This is a genomic window from Frankia sp. AgB1.9 (genome assembly GCF_016786355.1).
In the GTDB taxonomy this organism is placed as follows: domain Bacteria; phylum Actinomycetota; class Actinomycetes; order Frankiales; family Frankiaceae; genus Pseudofrankia.
Genome location: NZ_JADWYX010000178.1, coordinates 1 through 15,223, shown reverse-complemented (window position 1 = coordinate 15,223; position 15,223 = coordinate 1). Strand labels below are relative to the sequence as shown.

Genomic DNA, 15,223 nt, shown 5'->3' with positions numbered 1-15,223 from the left:
CCCGGGGGGGGCGGGCCACCCCCCCGGGGGGGGCCGGCCCCCCCCGCGGCGCGGCCCCAGCCGTTTCGCGTGTGGCGACGTCGGCCCGCCACCGGCAATACGTGCTGGTCAGCAGATTCAGTGCTGCGAAAAGAAACCCGTACCCAACGTGCGCGCTAGCCCGGCACCCGGATCGGGTATCCGCTTTGCGATGTTGGTACCGTTCCAGCCGGCGACGGCGCTTCTGTGAAGGATGCCCGTCGAGTCTGGCTAGCCGGGGCCGCGGGGATCATCACCGCCGTGGGCCCGTCGTCCTGCGAGGGAGAACGGATCCATGCGTAACTCCAGAATGCGGGCCGTCACGGCCGGCCTGCTCGGTGCCGCGATGGTCGCCATCGCCAGCCCCGCCTGGGCGGCCGACACGCCGACCCCGACGCCGACCTCGACCTCCTGCACCACGCCGTCACCGACGGCCAGCGCGGCAGCGGCAGCGGCCGCGACGCCGTCGACCGAGGCATCGGCGAGCGCGGGCACGACCGAGTCCGCGAGCCCGGCCACCCCCACGGCCGCCAAGACGACGACCGCCGCGCCCTGCGGCATCCTCGGTGGGCTGGGCGAGCTCGGGACGACGAAGACCCCTGAGATCAGCGCCCCCGCGGCGCCGAGCACGTCGGCCAGTCCGTCGCCCGGTGTCATCGTCATTCCGGGTATCGGCCCGATCAACCTGGACATCAAGAAGGACTGCGACGCCTTCAACTCGTTCTCGCCGGTCAAGCTGCCCTGTGACAAGCAGATCACGGGCATCCAGGACTTCGTGCCGAACCCGCTGATCATCACGGCCAAGTGCGGCCCGGACGGCCCGATCTGGACGGTGACGAACACCGGCACGGCCGCGCTCGGCTTCGGCTGGTTCGACATCAACCTCGGTGGCGGCGTCTCGATGATCGCCCCTGGTGAGACCCAGACGCTGAACAGCCACTCGATCGCCGTGATCGCCTCGCCCTGGGACGCCAAGACCAGCACCCTGCTGGTCGCGATCCCGGCCGTCGGCTACTCGACCTGCCCCGGCGGCACCTCGGTGAAGATCCCGCCGATCGCGCTGCCGGTCGCCCCGCCCGCCACCGGCGTGGCCGTCCCGGGCACCCCGCACTTCACCGGCTGACCGTGCGTCTCTCACCCTCGCTCGCCCGCGTCGCGGCGACGACGGCCATCGCCGTCGTCGCCGTGGCCGGATGCGGCGGTGGCAAGGGCTCCTCGTCCGCCACCTCGACCCAGATCCCAGACACCGTGAAGAGCGAGCTCTCGGCCGTGGCCGGGGTCGGCGTAGACAGCACGGTCCTCACCGCCAACAGCAGTTCGGTCGCCGTCTACGCGGCGCCCAGCACGGCCGGAAGCACCGGGACCGTGAAGCTCCACCTCGCCAACCCGAACCAGGACGGCGCCAAGCTGGTCTTCCTGGTGACCGCGAAGCTGCCCGGCTGGTGGCAGGTCCTCCTGCCGGTCCAGCCCAACGGCAGCACCGGCTGGGTCAAGACCGACCAGGTGACGGCGAGCACCACGCCGTACCGGATCGTGGTCTCGCGGGGCCAGCACACGCTGACCCTGTACAAGTCGGGCGGCGTGATCGCCGTCGAGAAGGTCGCGATCGGCACCTCGGACACCCCGACGCCGGGTGGACGGTTCTACCTGGCCGAGCTGCTCAAGCCGCCGAACCCGGGTGGCCCGTACGGCCCCTACGCATTCGGGCTGAGTGGCTTCTCGACCGCGTTGGCGTCGTTCGACGGCACGAAGCCGGTCATCGGCCTGCACGGCACCAACGAGCCACAGCTGCTGGGCCATGACGTGTCGCACGGGTGCATCAGGCTCAGCAACGACGCGATCACCCGGCTCGCCGGAACGGTTCCGACCGGCACTCCGGTCGACATCATCGCCTGAGTCCCAGCCGGTCATGACCGCGGTTTCAGCCCTTGGATGGCTGGAACCGCGGTCTTTTCTCGACCGCTGAAGCCGCGACCGGCGACCCGGCTGACGGCTGCGAACACTCAACTTCGCAGGTAGGAGGGTTAGCCCGGCTCAGCCGGGTAGATGCCCAGAGCCGGTCGCGGGCCCTGAGCCACGCAACCAAGGCCAGGCGGAGGTTGTGGGGACTCCTCCGCCACCGGGGAACCGCGAACGTGCGTGAGTTGGAGGGCTCCGCGCGTCATCGTCGGTCCCACCCGGCCGCGGTCGCGCCGACCCTACGCTCGGAGGGGGGCGTACGGAGGCGCGACCGCGGCGGACGTCCAGAACGGGCGCGGAGCGCCAGCTGGCCGACCGCCCGTCGGGCGCCAAGGGCGCCCTCCGAATGCCTGTCGATCGGGGCGTGGAAGTCCGGAGCCGAGGTCGTACTGGGCTGGCTTCGTGGCTGGGTATCGCTTAGCCGCTCGCCGGCTGCGGTCGCCTACCGCTTGAGACCGCTGCACCAGCTAAGGCTGTGGCTAGGTACCGCTAGGGGCGTTCGCCGCGGACGACGTTGAGGTGGGGGCGCTCCTGCTGCGCGCCGGCCGTCTTCTCCGCCGCCGTGCGGTAGCGGTCGAAGGCCGCCTGAGCACGGCTCTCCAGATCGTCCACCAGGGCCAGCTGGGCCCGGACCCGCCGCTCGCCCGCCGGTCCGGCGGCCAGCAGGTCCGACAGGCAGTGGTCCACTGCGCGCCGCGCCGCCAGCCACCCAAGGAGCAGGCGGGAACGATCCATGTCCGATAGCTCGTCCACCGAGAGTTGTCCCTCCGGATTGCCGATTGCTCGCTCCGGTCGCGTCTCCTGACTACCTACCCTGGGGGCAGTCGCGCTTCGCATTGCGACGTGTCGGCGCCGGTCCGCCGTCGGCTGGCTCGGCGCCCGCGCTGATTTCCACTCCCAGAGTGCCGCACAAGGGCCGGCCACGCCCGACAGTTCGCCGAACCCCTCCCCACCGTGTCATCCTCTCGCGCCCGCCCGGACGCCAGACGCCGCCCGTCACCGAGTGACGCGCGCAACCCCGCCACCAGCGCGCCTTTACCACCGCCGAACGGCCTGGGCCGCCCGTTGCCACCGGCCGCCGCCACCACCCCGTGTGGCGGAGACGACCTCGATCGTCACCGGTCAGGCACGCCGGAAGGCGGTCGAGACGTGGCAAAGCGACCACTGACGGCCATGATGGACAACCGGGCGTCGGGTCCGCCCAAGGAAACGGCAAAATGGGCGATGTGTCGGCCGTCCGTCGCCGCCGGGCCGCCACGGTCTGGCTCGTCAGCCTCCTGTTCGCCGCCCTGACCGCCGCCGGGTGCGGCTTCCCGGCCGGCGACCCGTCCGCTGGCGGCGGCGCGGCCGGCCCGCCCCCCGCCCCCCGGGCCGCCGCCGCCCCCCCCCCCCCCGCGCCCGGCCCGGCCGCCGACGAGCGCTCCGGTCGCACGTCCCAGCTGCACCTCGTGCTGCCCGGGCCGGACACTGCCGGCCCGTACCCGCTGGTGGTCGCGCTGCACAGCCTGTTCCACTCGGCGACCGAGACCGAGGGGTGGGGGCTGAGCCAGCTGGCCCAGACCGCCGGCTTCGCGATGGTCAGCCCGGACGGCATCGAAGGGTCGTGGGACGCGGGCAGCTGCTGCGGCGACGCAGCCAGCAAGGACGTCGACGATGTCGCGTACCTGCACGCGCTGATCCAGCACCTGGAGGCCAACTACCCGATCGACCCGACGAGAGTCCTGATCGTCGGGCTGTCCAACGGCGGCATGATGGCCTACCGCTACGCCTGCGAGCATCCCGAGGACATCGCCGGGATCGCCGTCGTCGCAGGCAGCCTGGAACAGCCCGGCTGCAAGCCGAAGACCCCGCTGACCGTCGTCTCCGTCCATGGCGGCAAGGACCAGCACGTGCCGGGCGCCGGGACCCCCTGGCAGTCCGATCTCGGCGCGCCGATCACCTCGACGACGGACAGCCTGGCGCCGTTCCGGGCCGAGGACCGCTGCGAGCCGGCCACCAGCCCAGGCGACGTGACTGCGACCGGCCCGGACGGAGCGCCCCGCCTGAGCGAGACGCTCAGCACCGGCAGCCCGGCGGTGACCCCGGCACAGATCCGCGCCACGCTGGCCGGGGCGCGGCCCTCCGGCGACCCGGCATCAACAGGGGGGACGGAGGCCGGGTCGGAGCCGATCACGCCGGTGCCGCTCGACTCGGCGACGAACCCGACCGACGCCGTGCGGACCGAGTCCACCTGCGCCGCGAGCGCCCGGGTGGTCGAGTACTTCCTGCCGAACGTCGACCACGGCTGGCCCGCGTCGACCGGCCCGGCCGCCTTCGACACCGCGACGGTCGTGTGGCGCATCCTGAGCGGCGCCCGCGCCAACCCGGTCCCGAGCCGGTAGGACTGCTGACCGGCCGCCTCAGGACGCGGGCTGGAAGGACGCCCGCAGCGACCGCATCAGGCCGTCCAGCTCGGACGAGGAGTCCGCCGGCACCCGGACGATGAGGACGTACTCGGCGCCCGGCCCGTCCACCGAGTGCATCATGTACGCCACCTTCTGGCCCTGACGGGTGTACGTGCCGGTCAGCTCCCACACCGTGGCGCCGCTGACCGGGTCCTTCACGTTGCCGGAGCCGGTGACCGCGTGCCCGGCCAGGGTGTTGAACTCCAGCGCGTCCACCTTCGAGACGGCGGCCGCCCCGTCGGTCAGGCCGACCCGGCGCGCGACGCCGACCATCCGGGGACCACTCGGCTCGACGAAGAAGACCGCTGTGCTGTCCGGGTGGACCGTCCAGGTGCCGGGGTGCGAGAAGGTCGACTTCGCGTTGCTCGCGGTGGCCGTGTAGGCGGCCCAGTCCGCCGGGACGGCCGGGGCCGGCGTGGCGCTTCTGGTCGGCGTCGGAGCCGCGGCGGGCGCACTGACCGTCGGCGTGAGGCTCGCCGTGGCGGCCGTCGTCGCGTCCGCGCTCGGGCGGATCTTCTCCCAGATGACGCCGGCACCGACACCGAGGCCCAGCGCGAACCCGAGCCAGACCAGCGTGATCACCAGCCGGCGCCAGAACAGCGCCATGCCGAGGTCGGGCCGTTCGGAGTCTTCCGCGTCGTCGTCGTCCAGCTCGTCGTCGTCGTTGTCGTCCGCCTCGGCGAAGGCCGCCAACCGGCCCGAGCCGCCCTCCGTCCCGAAGCGTCCGGACGGGCCGCCGCCGGCCCGACGCGGGCCGGTACCACCGCGGAGGGCATCCCGCCCGCCAGCGGGGCCCTCCCGGTCCGCGCGGGGGCCGCGCTCGTCATCCCAGTCCCGGTCGCGGCCGAGGTCGGTCGCCGGGTCGTCGGCGCCGTCGAGGAGGGCCTCGTCGCTGCCGTCCAGCCAGGGGCCGCCCCGGCGAGGACGGCTGATCATCGTCTGTTCGCTGACGGACTCCGCCGGAGGGTTTCCGAACCGGCCACGGGTGCCGTTCCCGCCGGTGCCGTTCCCGGGGGCCCTGCCGTTCCCAGGAGCACTGCCGTTCCCAGGAGCACTGCCGTTCCCAGGAGCACTGCCGTTCCCGGGGGCTCTGGCGTGCTGCGGGGCACTGTCGCTCCCAGGGATCCTGCCGTTCCCGGGGGCGCTGGTACGGGCGTTGCGGCTGCCGGTGTCGCGGCCGGCTCCGCCCGGCGGGCGTGGGCTGAGCATCGTCTGCTCGGCGCGGGACTCGGGGGGCGGCGCGCCGAAACGGTCGCGCGCGGACGGCTCCGGGCCAGCCGCGGCCGCGCGAGGCCCGGTGCCGCCGGTTCGCCGGCGCCCTCCGGTCGCCTGGTCGGCCGGGCGGCGACCGGCCACGGGGGCGCGATCGCCAGCCGGGCCGGGACCCTCGGCCGGCGGGCGGCCGGCTACCGGGCCGCGGCGACCGGTCGCGTCGCCGGCCGGTGGCACCAGCACCTTGCGGCCCGTGAAGCCCGGTCTGGAGTCGTCGCCGTCGCGTCCGTTCGCGGGGCGGCCATCCGGCCCGGCCGCCGGCCTGTCGCGGTGGTCCCTGCCCTGGCCGGTTCGGTCCGGGGCGCCCGGTGGGTACGCGCCGGTGTTCCGGGGGCGGCTGGCCGGCCGGTACGGGTCGTCGTCACTGGCCCGGGTTCCGCCGGCATTGCCTTGATCACGCCGGTAGGGATCGTCCGGGCGACGCGGCGGGGGTCCGCCCCGGTTCGGGTCCCAGTTCGCCGCGCGGCCGGGATGGTCGCCGGCCGGGCCCGGCTGGCGCCCGCCCTGGCCGTTCCGCGGGTTCTGGTCGTCCGCCCGGCGGCCGCCGGGATTCCGGGGGTCACCTGCCGGCCCGCCACGGCGGGGATCCGGGCGATCGCCGCGGTAGTCGTCCCGGCGATAGCCACCTGGCTCATCGGCGGGCCGACCGCCCGCCGGAGATCGGCGTGGGTCAACCGGGCCCGGTCGGCGCGGACTGTCCGTCACCAGGCAGCCTCCCTCCGGGTGTCATCCGGCAAGCCCCCGTCCGGCGCGCTGCCTCAGACCGGTGTACCACGCCGTTGGTCGCCCATTGCGGGAGACCCCGCGCCAGAAGGCGGCATTCCGCGCCAATACCGTCGAATTCGCCGGGATCGACACACACCGCGACCAGGCGCGCCCGTCCGGGTGACCGCTTCGGCACGCCTCGACGCGACCGGTCACCGAAGAACGCGGCGAGCGCCAGGCCGATCCGGCCGGCGGTTGGTGGGCCGTTGACGCGGCATGCCCGATTTGGTGGCGATGAGACTTTTGCCGTTCGATAGCGGCGCCAATTCCCATTCATTCCGTTCGGACCACTCAAACGCTGGTTCGGGACTTTCGTCTACGGTGGCCCGAACGGTCGGCGCCTGCTCGCCCGGCGGATCGGCCTCGGCGCGGTCGGCCGCCGGCCGGGCGAGCGGACGGCCTCGACCGGCGCGCGGCGACGCGGCCGATCCAGCAAGACCGCCAATCCAGCAAGACCGAGGTACCAGCCAGCTTCGCGACCGGTCGGAGACGCCGCGAGCCCGGGGACCGAACCAGAGGGGGACCTATGCGCAACACCCTGCAAGGCTTCAAGAACTTCCTGATGCGCGGCAACATCATCGATCTGGCGGTCGCTGTCGTCATCGGCACCGCGTTCACCGCGTTGGTGAAATCGCTGGTGGACAACATCCTGACGCCGCTCATCGCCGCCATCGCCGGCAAGCCGAGCTTCCAGGGGCTGACCTTCCGAATCCACCACAGCACCTTCACCTATGGACTGTTCATCAACGACGCGATCTCGTTCCTGATCGTCGCCGCCGTGATCTACTTCCTCGTGGTGATGCCGCTGGCCAAGATCAGCGAGCGGCGCCGCAGTGGCGAGACGCCCACGCAGGCGGACCCGGTGCTCTCCGACGAGGCCCTGCTGCTGGTCGAGATCCGCGACCTGCTCGCCGCCCGCGGCACCACCGGTCAGGCCGTCGAACCCCCCAAGGGACTCTGAGTCACCGCCGGGGCCTCCGTGCCGGGCCCCGGAAGGTGAACCATCCCGGCGGCTGTCCGCACGGCGACCACGACCGACAAGCGATCCTGCCTAGATGGTTGTCGGGCAGCCGATAGGCTGCCTGAGACCGCTTAGCGGAAACGTTGGTCGGGCTTCAGCAAGTGCTCAGGGTCCGCCGGGAAAGTGCCTCTCATGACAACGCGTCCCACCTTCAACACCACCGCGGTCGACGGCAACGACCCGGGCGGTCGGCCGTTCGACGCCCGGGAGGGGTCGGAGACCGCGTTCGACCCTGCTCGTCATCCCTCGGACGACTCCGAGTACCGCTCGCCCTGGGCCCGGCCCGACGGCTCAGTGCTGTCGTCGCCGGAGAACCCGGGATTCAGCGCGGCCCCCGCTGGCCCGCCGGCCACCGGCGGCTTTCCCATCGATCCGCCGACCAACGGGGTACCCATGGCGTTCCGGGCGCAGGACGCGCCGAACCCGCCGACCAACCCCGGCCAGGGCGGCCCCTGGGGCCCGCCGCCGGGGTCTCCGTGGGCAGGCCGGCCCGGCGAGAGCTGGTCCGCGCCGCAGTACCCGCCGCCGGGCGGGTTGTACTCCGGTGGCCCGGGTGGCCCCGGCGGGCCTGGCGGGCCCGTCACCGGATCCGCGCGTTCTGGGCCGATGGGCGGCCGGCGCAAGCTGATCGCCGCGGCCGTCGCGCTCGCGCTCGTCAGCGGCGGTGTCGGCGGCGGGATCGGCGCCCTGGTCGCCGACAGCGACCATTCGACGACCCAGGTCGTCAACGGCTCCGGGCTGACCCGCTCCACCGACTCGAACCCGGTGGCGCCGGCGGCCGACAACACCGTCAGCAAGGCCGCGCAGGTCATCCTGCCGAGCGTCGTGACGATCTCCGAGGTCGGCAACAACGAGGCCGGCACCGGCTCGGGCATCATCATCCGCGCCGACGGCTACATCCTGACCAACAACCACGTGGTGTCCGGTGCATCGGGAGCCGCCGGCTCGCTGACGGTCACCCTGCAGTCCGGAGACACCGTCAACGCGACCGTGGTCGGCACCGACCCGAGCTCGGACCTCGCCGTTGTCAAGATCGACAAGTCGGGCCTGACCGCGGCGACGTTCGGCGACTCGGACGCGCTGCAGATCGGCGAGCTGGTCGTCGCCGTCGGCAGCCCGCTCGGCCTGGCCGGCACGGTCACGTCCGGCATCGTCAGCGCCGTGCACCGCCCGGTGCGGACCGGCGACAGCCAGGTCCAGGACGCCAACGCGGTCCTCGACGCCATCCAGACGGACGCCCCGATCAACCCCGGCAACTCCGGCGGCCCGCTGGTCAACAGCAAGGGCCAGATCGTCGGGATCAACAGCGCGATCGCCACCGTCGACAGCGGCAGCAGCAGCCCGTTCGGCGGCCAGCAGCAGCAGTCCGGCAACATCGGCGTCGGCTTCGCCATCGCCAGCAACTACGCGCAGAAGATCGCCCAGCAGCTGATCACCTCGGGCAAGGCGGTCCACCCGTACCTTGGGATCAACGCGCAGGACGCGGGCAACGACCCGACGGGCACCGGCATCGGCGGCAAGGGTGCGCAGATCCAGAACCTCGTCAACGGCGGCCCGGCACAGCAGGCCGGCCTGCAGTCGGGCGACGTCATCACCAAGATCGGCGACCGGACCGTGTCCGACGTCGACGCGCTGATCGCGGCGGTCCGCGCCCACGAGATCGGCGAGTCGGTGACGGTGACCTACACCCGCAACGGCCAGAGCCAGACCGCCAAGGTCACCCTGGCGCAGCAGCCGTCCTCGTAGCCCGACGAGTCGTGACGTGCCGAGGCCCGGCCGGTGAACCTGACCGGCCGGGCCTCGGCACGTCCAGAGCCGCCGGCCGCGGGTCCCGGCCCGGACACACCGGCGCGGGCTCGCATCGCAACCGGCGCGGACGGCCGGGGCGGTGATTTCGTCGAAAAGCCGCGGCGGCGATTTCAGATTCACCCACCAGTACCACACCGTATACACAGGTAATGCCGGCCCGGAACGCCGTGAGAACATTCCGGTAACGATTCGACGCAACCGACGTATAGCGCGACACGGAAGTGGTCCGCCACGAGCAGGGCGTCACGATGATCGAGTCGCTGGGAGGCGCAATCCGGTCCAAACGGACGGATGTGCGAGGCAGGTCCGGTATCCGGACAGTCCACCGGAACCTGGGCGGCCGCGGCCCGGTCGCACCCGAGCCCGCAGGCCCCCGACCGCCGGCGCCCGGGGGCCTCGGATTCTGGCCAGACCCGCTGTACGAACGCTGCCACCACGTGAAATCATCGAGGTCAGCGGGGGGTCACCTAGTTGGATCCCGATGGATCAAGTGCTGCCATCGCCGTCAAGTCGGATGAGCTGTCGAACGCGCGACACGGCGATCTTCGCAAGCTTCACCCTCACCGAACGGCAGGCTCCTAATATTGGTGCGTCCGAGTAAGCGACGGGAGCGGCGGGCGATATGGGCGGCGACGCGGATCTGGTGGCGCGAGTGCGTCGCGGTGACCGTCAGGCGTTCGACGATCTTTACGATCGGTATGCAGACGACGTCTTCTCGATGTGCCTCGTCGTTCTCGGTGATCCGACCGTGGCGCGGGCCGCCGCCGGCACCGCTTTCGCGCTGGTCGCCCGTACCCGGATGAACCCGCTTTCCGAGCCGTCCAGGCTGCGGTCCTGGCTGCTCGAGCTCGCTCGCGGCAGTGCCCTGGCCTGGTCCGGCTCGCCGCAGGCGCGCAGCGTGCCCGTCCCGCACGGCGTCAGCGCCGAGGAGATGATCGAGGGCGCGGTCGTGCCCGCGCCCGCCAGCCTGCACGCCGGCCTCGCCCGCACCTTCGACCGGGCCGCCACCACCGCCGCGCACGAGCGCGCCGCCAACGAGCACCTCGCCGCCCGCAACGTCCCCCGCCCGCGGACCACCGAGGCCGCCGCGGCGCTGACCGGCCCGGCCGCGCTGGCGGCGGATGGCGGCGACGTCCCGGCGACCGGGGCCGGGCTCGCCGACGCCGCGGGTGCGCTCGCGGCGAGCGCACCCGAGCCCGTCGGCGCCGCCGCGGGCCCCGTCGACACCGAGGACGCGACCGTCGGCGCCGGATCGCACGAGGCCGCCGGGCACAGCCCGAACGAGGCCAGCGAGGCGGCCGAGCACGACGTCAAGGCGATACGGGCGGGCTCGGCGCAGGGCCACGCCCTGGAGAGCCTGGCCGAGGTCACCCTCGACGCGGCGGCGAACGTCACCCGTTCCGCCAAGACCGCTGGCCGCTTCAGCAGGAAGTCGGCCGGGCACGGCACGAAGGCCGCCAGGCCTGCCGTCAGCGACCTCGCCGCCCGTACCACTGCAGACCACGGCACGGTCGCCGGCGGGGCCAGCCTCGGCGGCCACGCCGCCGGCGCCGACCAGCCCGCGGCTCTGGTCAAGCGGCCGCTGGGCGTCGCGGCGGAGAGTGCCGACGACCTCGACGTCGACCCGCCGACGCTTGACACCGAGCTTCCGGCGAACGTCCTGGCGTTCGCCCCGGCGAACCCGTTCTACGTCGACGACCAGTTCTACGCGGACGGTCAGGGCGCGCCGCTCGTCCCGATCGACGACCTGGAGATCCGCCACGGTCGAGGCCTCAGCTCCGACTGGCGCACCCGGCCGGCGATTGCGATCGCCGCCTCGCTGGTGGTCGCGGTCGCCGGCATCACCGCCGCGCTCAACTGGCCCACGCCGTCGGCGAACCTGTCGGCCGAGAACTTCCCCGACGCGGCGATCGTCGCGCCCTCGCTGGTGGTCAGCTCGGCGCCGACCGACGGCACCCCGACCACACCGCCCGGGTTCACCCCGCCGGCGGCGCCAGCGGCCCCCGTGGTGATCATCACCCACGGCCAGCCGAGGCCCGTCGTCGACCATCACCTGATCGTCGCGACGACACCGCCACCGCCGTCGGACGCCGGCGCGCCCACCCAGCCGTCGGTCACCCCGTCGCCGACGGCCACCGTCGTCTCGCCGCCCGCGACGACGCACGGCCCCACGGCGACCACGAGCCCGACGGCGACACCGACCCGCCCGTCGCACACCCCGTCGCCGACCGGCGGGGCGCCGACCAGCCCGGTCCCGACCCGGCCCGCGCAGACGACTCCGCCGCCGGCCAGCGGGACGACCCAGCCGGTGACCACGGCCTCCCCGCCGCTCCACCTGCCCCACCCGCCGGCCGTCTTCGGCACGCTCGACTCGGGCAGCACGGCCAACATGTAGCCGGGCGGCCGGCGGGTCGGCCGGTCAGGACTCGCGCAGGTAGGTCAGGACCGCCAGCACGCGGCGATGGTCGCTGCCGGAGGCCTCCAGGCCCAGCTTGGCGAAGACGTTGGAGATGTGCTTCTCGACGGCACCCGCGCTCACCACCAGGTGCGCGGCGATCGCGGCGTTGGAACGCCCCTCCGCCATCAGCTGGAGCACCTCGCGCTCGCGCGGGGTCAGCGTGGCCATCGGGTCGTCCCGGCGGCTGCGGACCAGCAGCTGCGCGACCACCTCCGGATCCATCACCGTGCCACCGCCGGCCACCCGCCGGACCGCGTCGACGAACTCGCGGACGTCGGCCACCCGGTCCTTGAGCAGGTAGCCGATCGAGCCGGCACCGTCGGCCAGCAGCTCGGCGGCGTACTGCTTCTCGACGTACTGGCTCAGCACCAGCACGGGCGAGCCGGGCACCTCGGCGCGGGCCGAGATCGCCGCCCGCAGGCCCTCGTCCCGGTGGGACGGCGGCATCCGCACGTCCACCACCGAGACGTCCGGCCGGTGCGTGGTGATCGCGCCAACCAGCGCCGGCCCGTCGCCGACGGCGGCCACGATCTCGCAGCCCGCGTCGATCAGCAGTCTGGACAGCCCTTCCCGTAGCAGCACCGAGTCCTCGGCGATGACGACACGCACGGCGCCTCCCACTCCTCGTCGGCAGCGAGCCCCGGCCGGTCGGCGCTCAGCCCGTGGCGCCGAGCAGGGCGACCGGGTCGCCGGGCCGGACCGTGCCGGCCGTCAGCACCGTGGCGTAGCTGCCGCAGTCGGTGTGACCGTAATGGGTCTGGAGTTCCTTGAGCACCTTGAGGTCCCGTTCGGCGGTCCGCGGGTTGACCGTGGTCGCGGCACAGCGCCGGATGCCCTTCAGTACCCGCAGCCGGACAGACCCGATGATGATCTCCTGACCGGCCCAGTCCCGCTCGGCCCAGGCCGGGATGCCGTCGAGGTGAAGGTTGGCCCGGAACCGCAGCGGGTCGACCGGCTGACCGACCCGCTCGGCGAAGTCGCGCACGCTGGCGAGGTTGAGCACCGAGACGGCGCGCATCACCTCCGGGCCGTCCGGCCCCCCGTCCGTGAACCGATGGCCGCCACGCGCGGTGACCAGCCGCGGGAGCGCGTCGCCGGAGGTCCTGGCCGTGTCCGCGGCGAGCGCGCCGAAGTACTCCTCGACGGACCTGCGGCCGGGTGCCGTCGCGAGGTCGGCCGACCAGCGGCGAGTGCCTTCGTCGACGGTGAGCACCCCGGTCCGGGGGTCGTAGGCGGTACGCACCCTGGCGAGCGTCTCGTCACGCATCAGCATGAGGAAGTGCCGCTTGCCCAGCGCGACCGGACGGTCCTCGTCGAAGTCGGTGCTCGGTAGCGCGAGCGCGAACATCCGGTCCCCCGGGACGCCGTCGCCGGCGGTGAGGGCCACCTCGTCGAGCGGTTCGCCGGTCAGGCCCTTGACCGGGTAGCGGTAGAGCTCGGCCACGCGAGGACCGGTCGACACGCCCATCAGCCCCGCTCCCTCGCGCGCAGTTCTGTCGGTGCGTCGACGCTACCCGCCGTGCCGACAGCTCCCAGCGAGCCCGGATCGCGGGCCGGGCTCGTCCTCGCGGCCGCCCTGGTCGGCGGTCGCCTGCCTGACCCGGAATGGAATCGGTCGTGCTGCCGACGCGGGTTCGTGCCACCTGGTCGAGGTGTGGCAGAGTCGCGGACGTGACGTCCGGTCGGGCACTCTCGCCGCGACCGCCTGGCTTGCGCGGCGCCCGAACGGCCCGACCTGACCTCCCGGCGGTCCGAGGCGCGCTGCCGATCGCCAGCCGCGGGCCCGCCGCCGGGCCGACACGCCTGGTCCGGGCAATCGTGGCCGGCGGGGCGTCGGTGAGCCTCGCGGTCGCGGCGCACACCGCGGCCGGCGCCGCCCCGCCTCCGGGCTGGCTGGTCCTCGCGGCGGGAGCGCTGTTCGTCCGGCTGGCGTACGGGCTCGCCGGCCGACGCCGGGGCCTGGCGGCCGTGCTCGGTTGGCTCACCTGCTCGCAGCTCCTGGCGCACGCGGCCTTCGTGCTCGCCAACCATCCGACGGGCGGCGGCTCCGGGCACCACCACCACGTGCTGCGGCCCACCGAGCTCCTCGTCGAGCTGGACGGGTCGACCTGGGCGGGCGCCGCGGCCATGGTCCTCGCCCACCTGGCCGCCGTCATCGCCACCGGTCTGCTGCTGCACCGGGCCGACAGGCTGCTGTGGGCCGCCGCCGCGCTGCGCACCACGCTGCCCAGGGCCGCCGCCCGGCTCGTCGGTCCGCTGGCCGCGGCCGCCGCCCGGCTGCGCCGGCTGCTGGTGCTGGCGGCCACCGCCGACGAGGCGAACGGTAGCCGCTCAGACGACCGGAACCTGACCAGCGCGCCGCCGGTACGGCCGCGCGCCCAGCCCGTCGGCCGGTCTGCCCGGCGGCGCGGGCCGCCGGCCGGTCGGGTCGTCACCCGTCTCGCGGTCTGACCAGTCGTTCGCGCGCCCGGCACCCGGGCGCGTCATCCGGCTGATCTGGCCGCTGCCTTGCCTTCTGGTCGCCAGACCACGCCCGTCCGCCGCAGGCAGCACACCGCTGCCCGCGCGAACCCCGGTGGCGTGCCGCGGGCGGCCCACCGCCGCTCCCGCTCCGCCGTGCCCGCGACGCCGTGTCGCTCCGGTTCCGGTCGAGCGGGGAGGGCTCCCATTCCTTGTTGCGTGTCCACCTGTGTGGAAGGTCCCCGATGTCCCGAAAGATGCCCCGGTTCGCCCGAGTTGCCGGCGTCACCGCGATCGGCGCCGTAGCCGTCGTCGCGATGGCGCTGCCGGCCTCGGCGCACGTAACGGTGTCGCCCCAGAGCGCGCCGGCCGGCGGATACGTCCAGCTCTCGTTCAACGTGCCGTCCGAGAGCGACACCGCGTCGACGACCAAGCTCGACGTGCAGTTCCCGTCCGCCGACCCCATCGCCTCGGTCGCCGTACAGCCGAAGGCGGGCTGGACGTACGAGGTCAAGTCCGGTGCCCCGAGCAGGCCGGTCACCGACGACGACGGAAACAAGATCGTCCAGGTCGTCAACGAGATCACCTGGACGGCCACCGGGCCGGGCATCAAGCCCGGTGAGTTCGACACGTTCGTCGTCTCGGCCGGCCCGCTGCCCACCGACGCGAAGTCCGTCAGCTTCAAGGCGCTGCAGACGTACTCGGACGGCTCGGTTGTTCGTTGGATCGACGAGAGCCAGGCCGGCCAGGCGGAGCCGGAGCACCCGGCTCCCACCGTGACCCTGACCGCGGCGAGCGACGGCACGGCCAGCACCACCGCCGCGACGCCTGCGCCGGCAGCGGCCCCCGCCACGGCCAAGGCGGACGACACCGCCCGCGGCCTGGGCATCGCCGGCCTCGTGGTCGGCGTGGTCGGCCTCGCCGCCGCGGGCCTCGCGCTCGCGTCGAGCCGCCGCCGCTCCCACACGGGCGGCTGACCTGGGAGCCGGGGGGGGGGGGGGCCGCCGCCGCGCGCCC

General features: G+C 73.7%; 12 protein-coding genes. 8 read left to right on the top strand and 4 right to left on the bottom strand.

Features of this window, described 5'->3' with window-relative positions; genetic code table 11:
* Positions 1-313: 313 nt before the first annotated feature.
* Positions 314-1,141 carry a hypothetical protein gene (locus I6A60_RS38445; RefSeq protein ID WP_203017020.1) on the top strand — a complete coding sequence of 276 codons (828 nt, stop codon included), beginning with the start codon at positions 314-316 and terminating at the stop codon, positions 1,139-1,141.
* Between the two features lie 2 nt (positions 1,142-1,143).
* Entirely contained in the window at positions 1,144-1,914 is a 771-nt protein-coding gene (locus tag I6A60_RS38440) for a L,D-transpeptidase (RefSeq protein WP_203017022.1), read from the top strand.
* Positions 1,915-2,466: 552 nt separating this feature from the next.
* On the opposite strand, the gene I6A60_RS38435 is transcribed toward I6A60_RS38440, so the two are convergent.
* Positions 2,467-2,712: a hypothetical protein gene (locus I6A60_RS38435; RefSeq protein WP_238437121.1), complete on the bottom strand. Its 246-nt coding sequence runs from the start codon at positions 2,710-2,712 to the stop codon at positions 2,467-2,469.
* Positions 2,713-3,194: 482 nt separating this feature from the next.
* Between I6A60_RS38435 and I6A60_RS38430 the strand changes: the two genes are divergently transcribed.
* The gene (locus tag I6A60_RS38430) at positions 3,195-4,358 is read left to right on the top strand and encodes a PHB depolymerase family esterase (protein WP_203055840.1); all 1,164 of its coding nucleotides are present in this window, start codon (positions 3,195-3,197) and stop codon (positions 4,356-4,358) included.
* Between the two features lie 18 nt (positions 4,359-4,376).
* On the opposite strand, the gene I6A60_RS38425 is transcribed toward I6A60_RS38430, so the two are convergent.
* Positions 4,377-5,357: a hypothetical protein gene (locus tag I6A60_RS38425; protein WP_238437120.1), complete on the bottom strand. Its 981-nt coding sequence runs from the start codon at positions 5,355-5,357 to the stop codon at positions 4,377-4,379.
* Between the two features lie 1,627 nt (positions 5,358-6,984).
* On the opposite strand from I6A60_RS38425, the gene mscL reads away from it, so the two are divergent.
* The 3 genes from mscL to I6A60_RS42455 all read left to right on the top strand — a co-directional run bounded on the left by mscL (position 6,985) and on the right by I6A60_RS42455 (position 11,683).
* The gene (gene mscL / locus I6A60_RS38420) at positions 6,985-7,419 is read left to right on the top strand and encodes a large conductance mechanosensitive channel protein MscL (RefSeq protein WP_203021794.1); all 435 of its coding nucleotides are present in this window, start codon (positions 6,985-6,987) and stop codon (positions 7,417-7,419) included.
* Positions 7,420-7,611: 192 nt separating this feature from the next.
* Positions 7,612-9,225, top strand: a complete 1,614-nt coding sequence (locus tag I6A60_RS38415; protein WP_203021795.1) for a S1C family serine protease — start codon at positions 7,612-7,614, stop codon at positions 9,223-9,225.
* A gap of 715 nt (positions 9,226-9,940) precedes the next feature.
* Positions 9,941-11,683 (top strand): hypothetical protein, encoded by a 1,743-nt coding sequence (locus I6A60_RS42455; RefSeq protein WP_307874086.1) that lies wholly within the window; start codon positions 9,941-9,943, stop codon positions 11,681-11,683.
* Positions 11,684-11,707: 24 nt separating this feature from the next.
* On the opposite strand, the gene I6A60_RS38405 is transcribed toward I6A60_RS42455, so the two are convergent.
* Entirely contained in the window at positions 11,708-12,355 is a 648-nt protein-coding gene (locus tag I6A60_RS38405; protein WP_203022287.1) for a response regulator transcription factor, read from the bottom strand.
* A gap of 46 nt (positions 12,356-12,401) precedes the next feature.
* A complete protein-coding gene (locus I6A60_RS38400; RefSeq protein WP_203022286.1) occupies positions 12,402-13,214 on the bottom strand; it encodes an MOSC domain-containing protein in 813 nt (270 codons plus the stop codon).
* Between the two features lie 368 nt (positions 13,215-13,582).
* Between I6A60_RS38400 and I6A60_RS38395 the strand changes: the two genes are divergently transcribed.
* Complete coding sequence (locus I6A60_RS38395) at positions 13,583-14,197, top strand: hypothetical protein (RefSeq protein ID WP_203042324.1); 615 nt, start codon at positions 13,583-13,585, stop codon at positions 14,195-14,197.
* A 254-nt stretch (positions 14,198-14,451) separates the two neighbouring features.
* A complete protein-coding gene (locus I6A60_RS38390) occupies positions 14,452-15,183 on the top strand; it encodes a YcnI family protein (RefSeq protein ID WP_203022284.1) in 732 nt (243 codons plus the stop codon).
* The last annotated feature ends 40 nt before the right edge of the window (positions 15,184-15,223 follow it).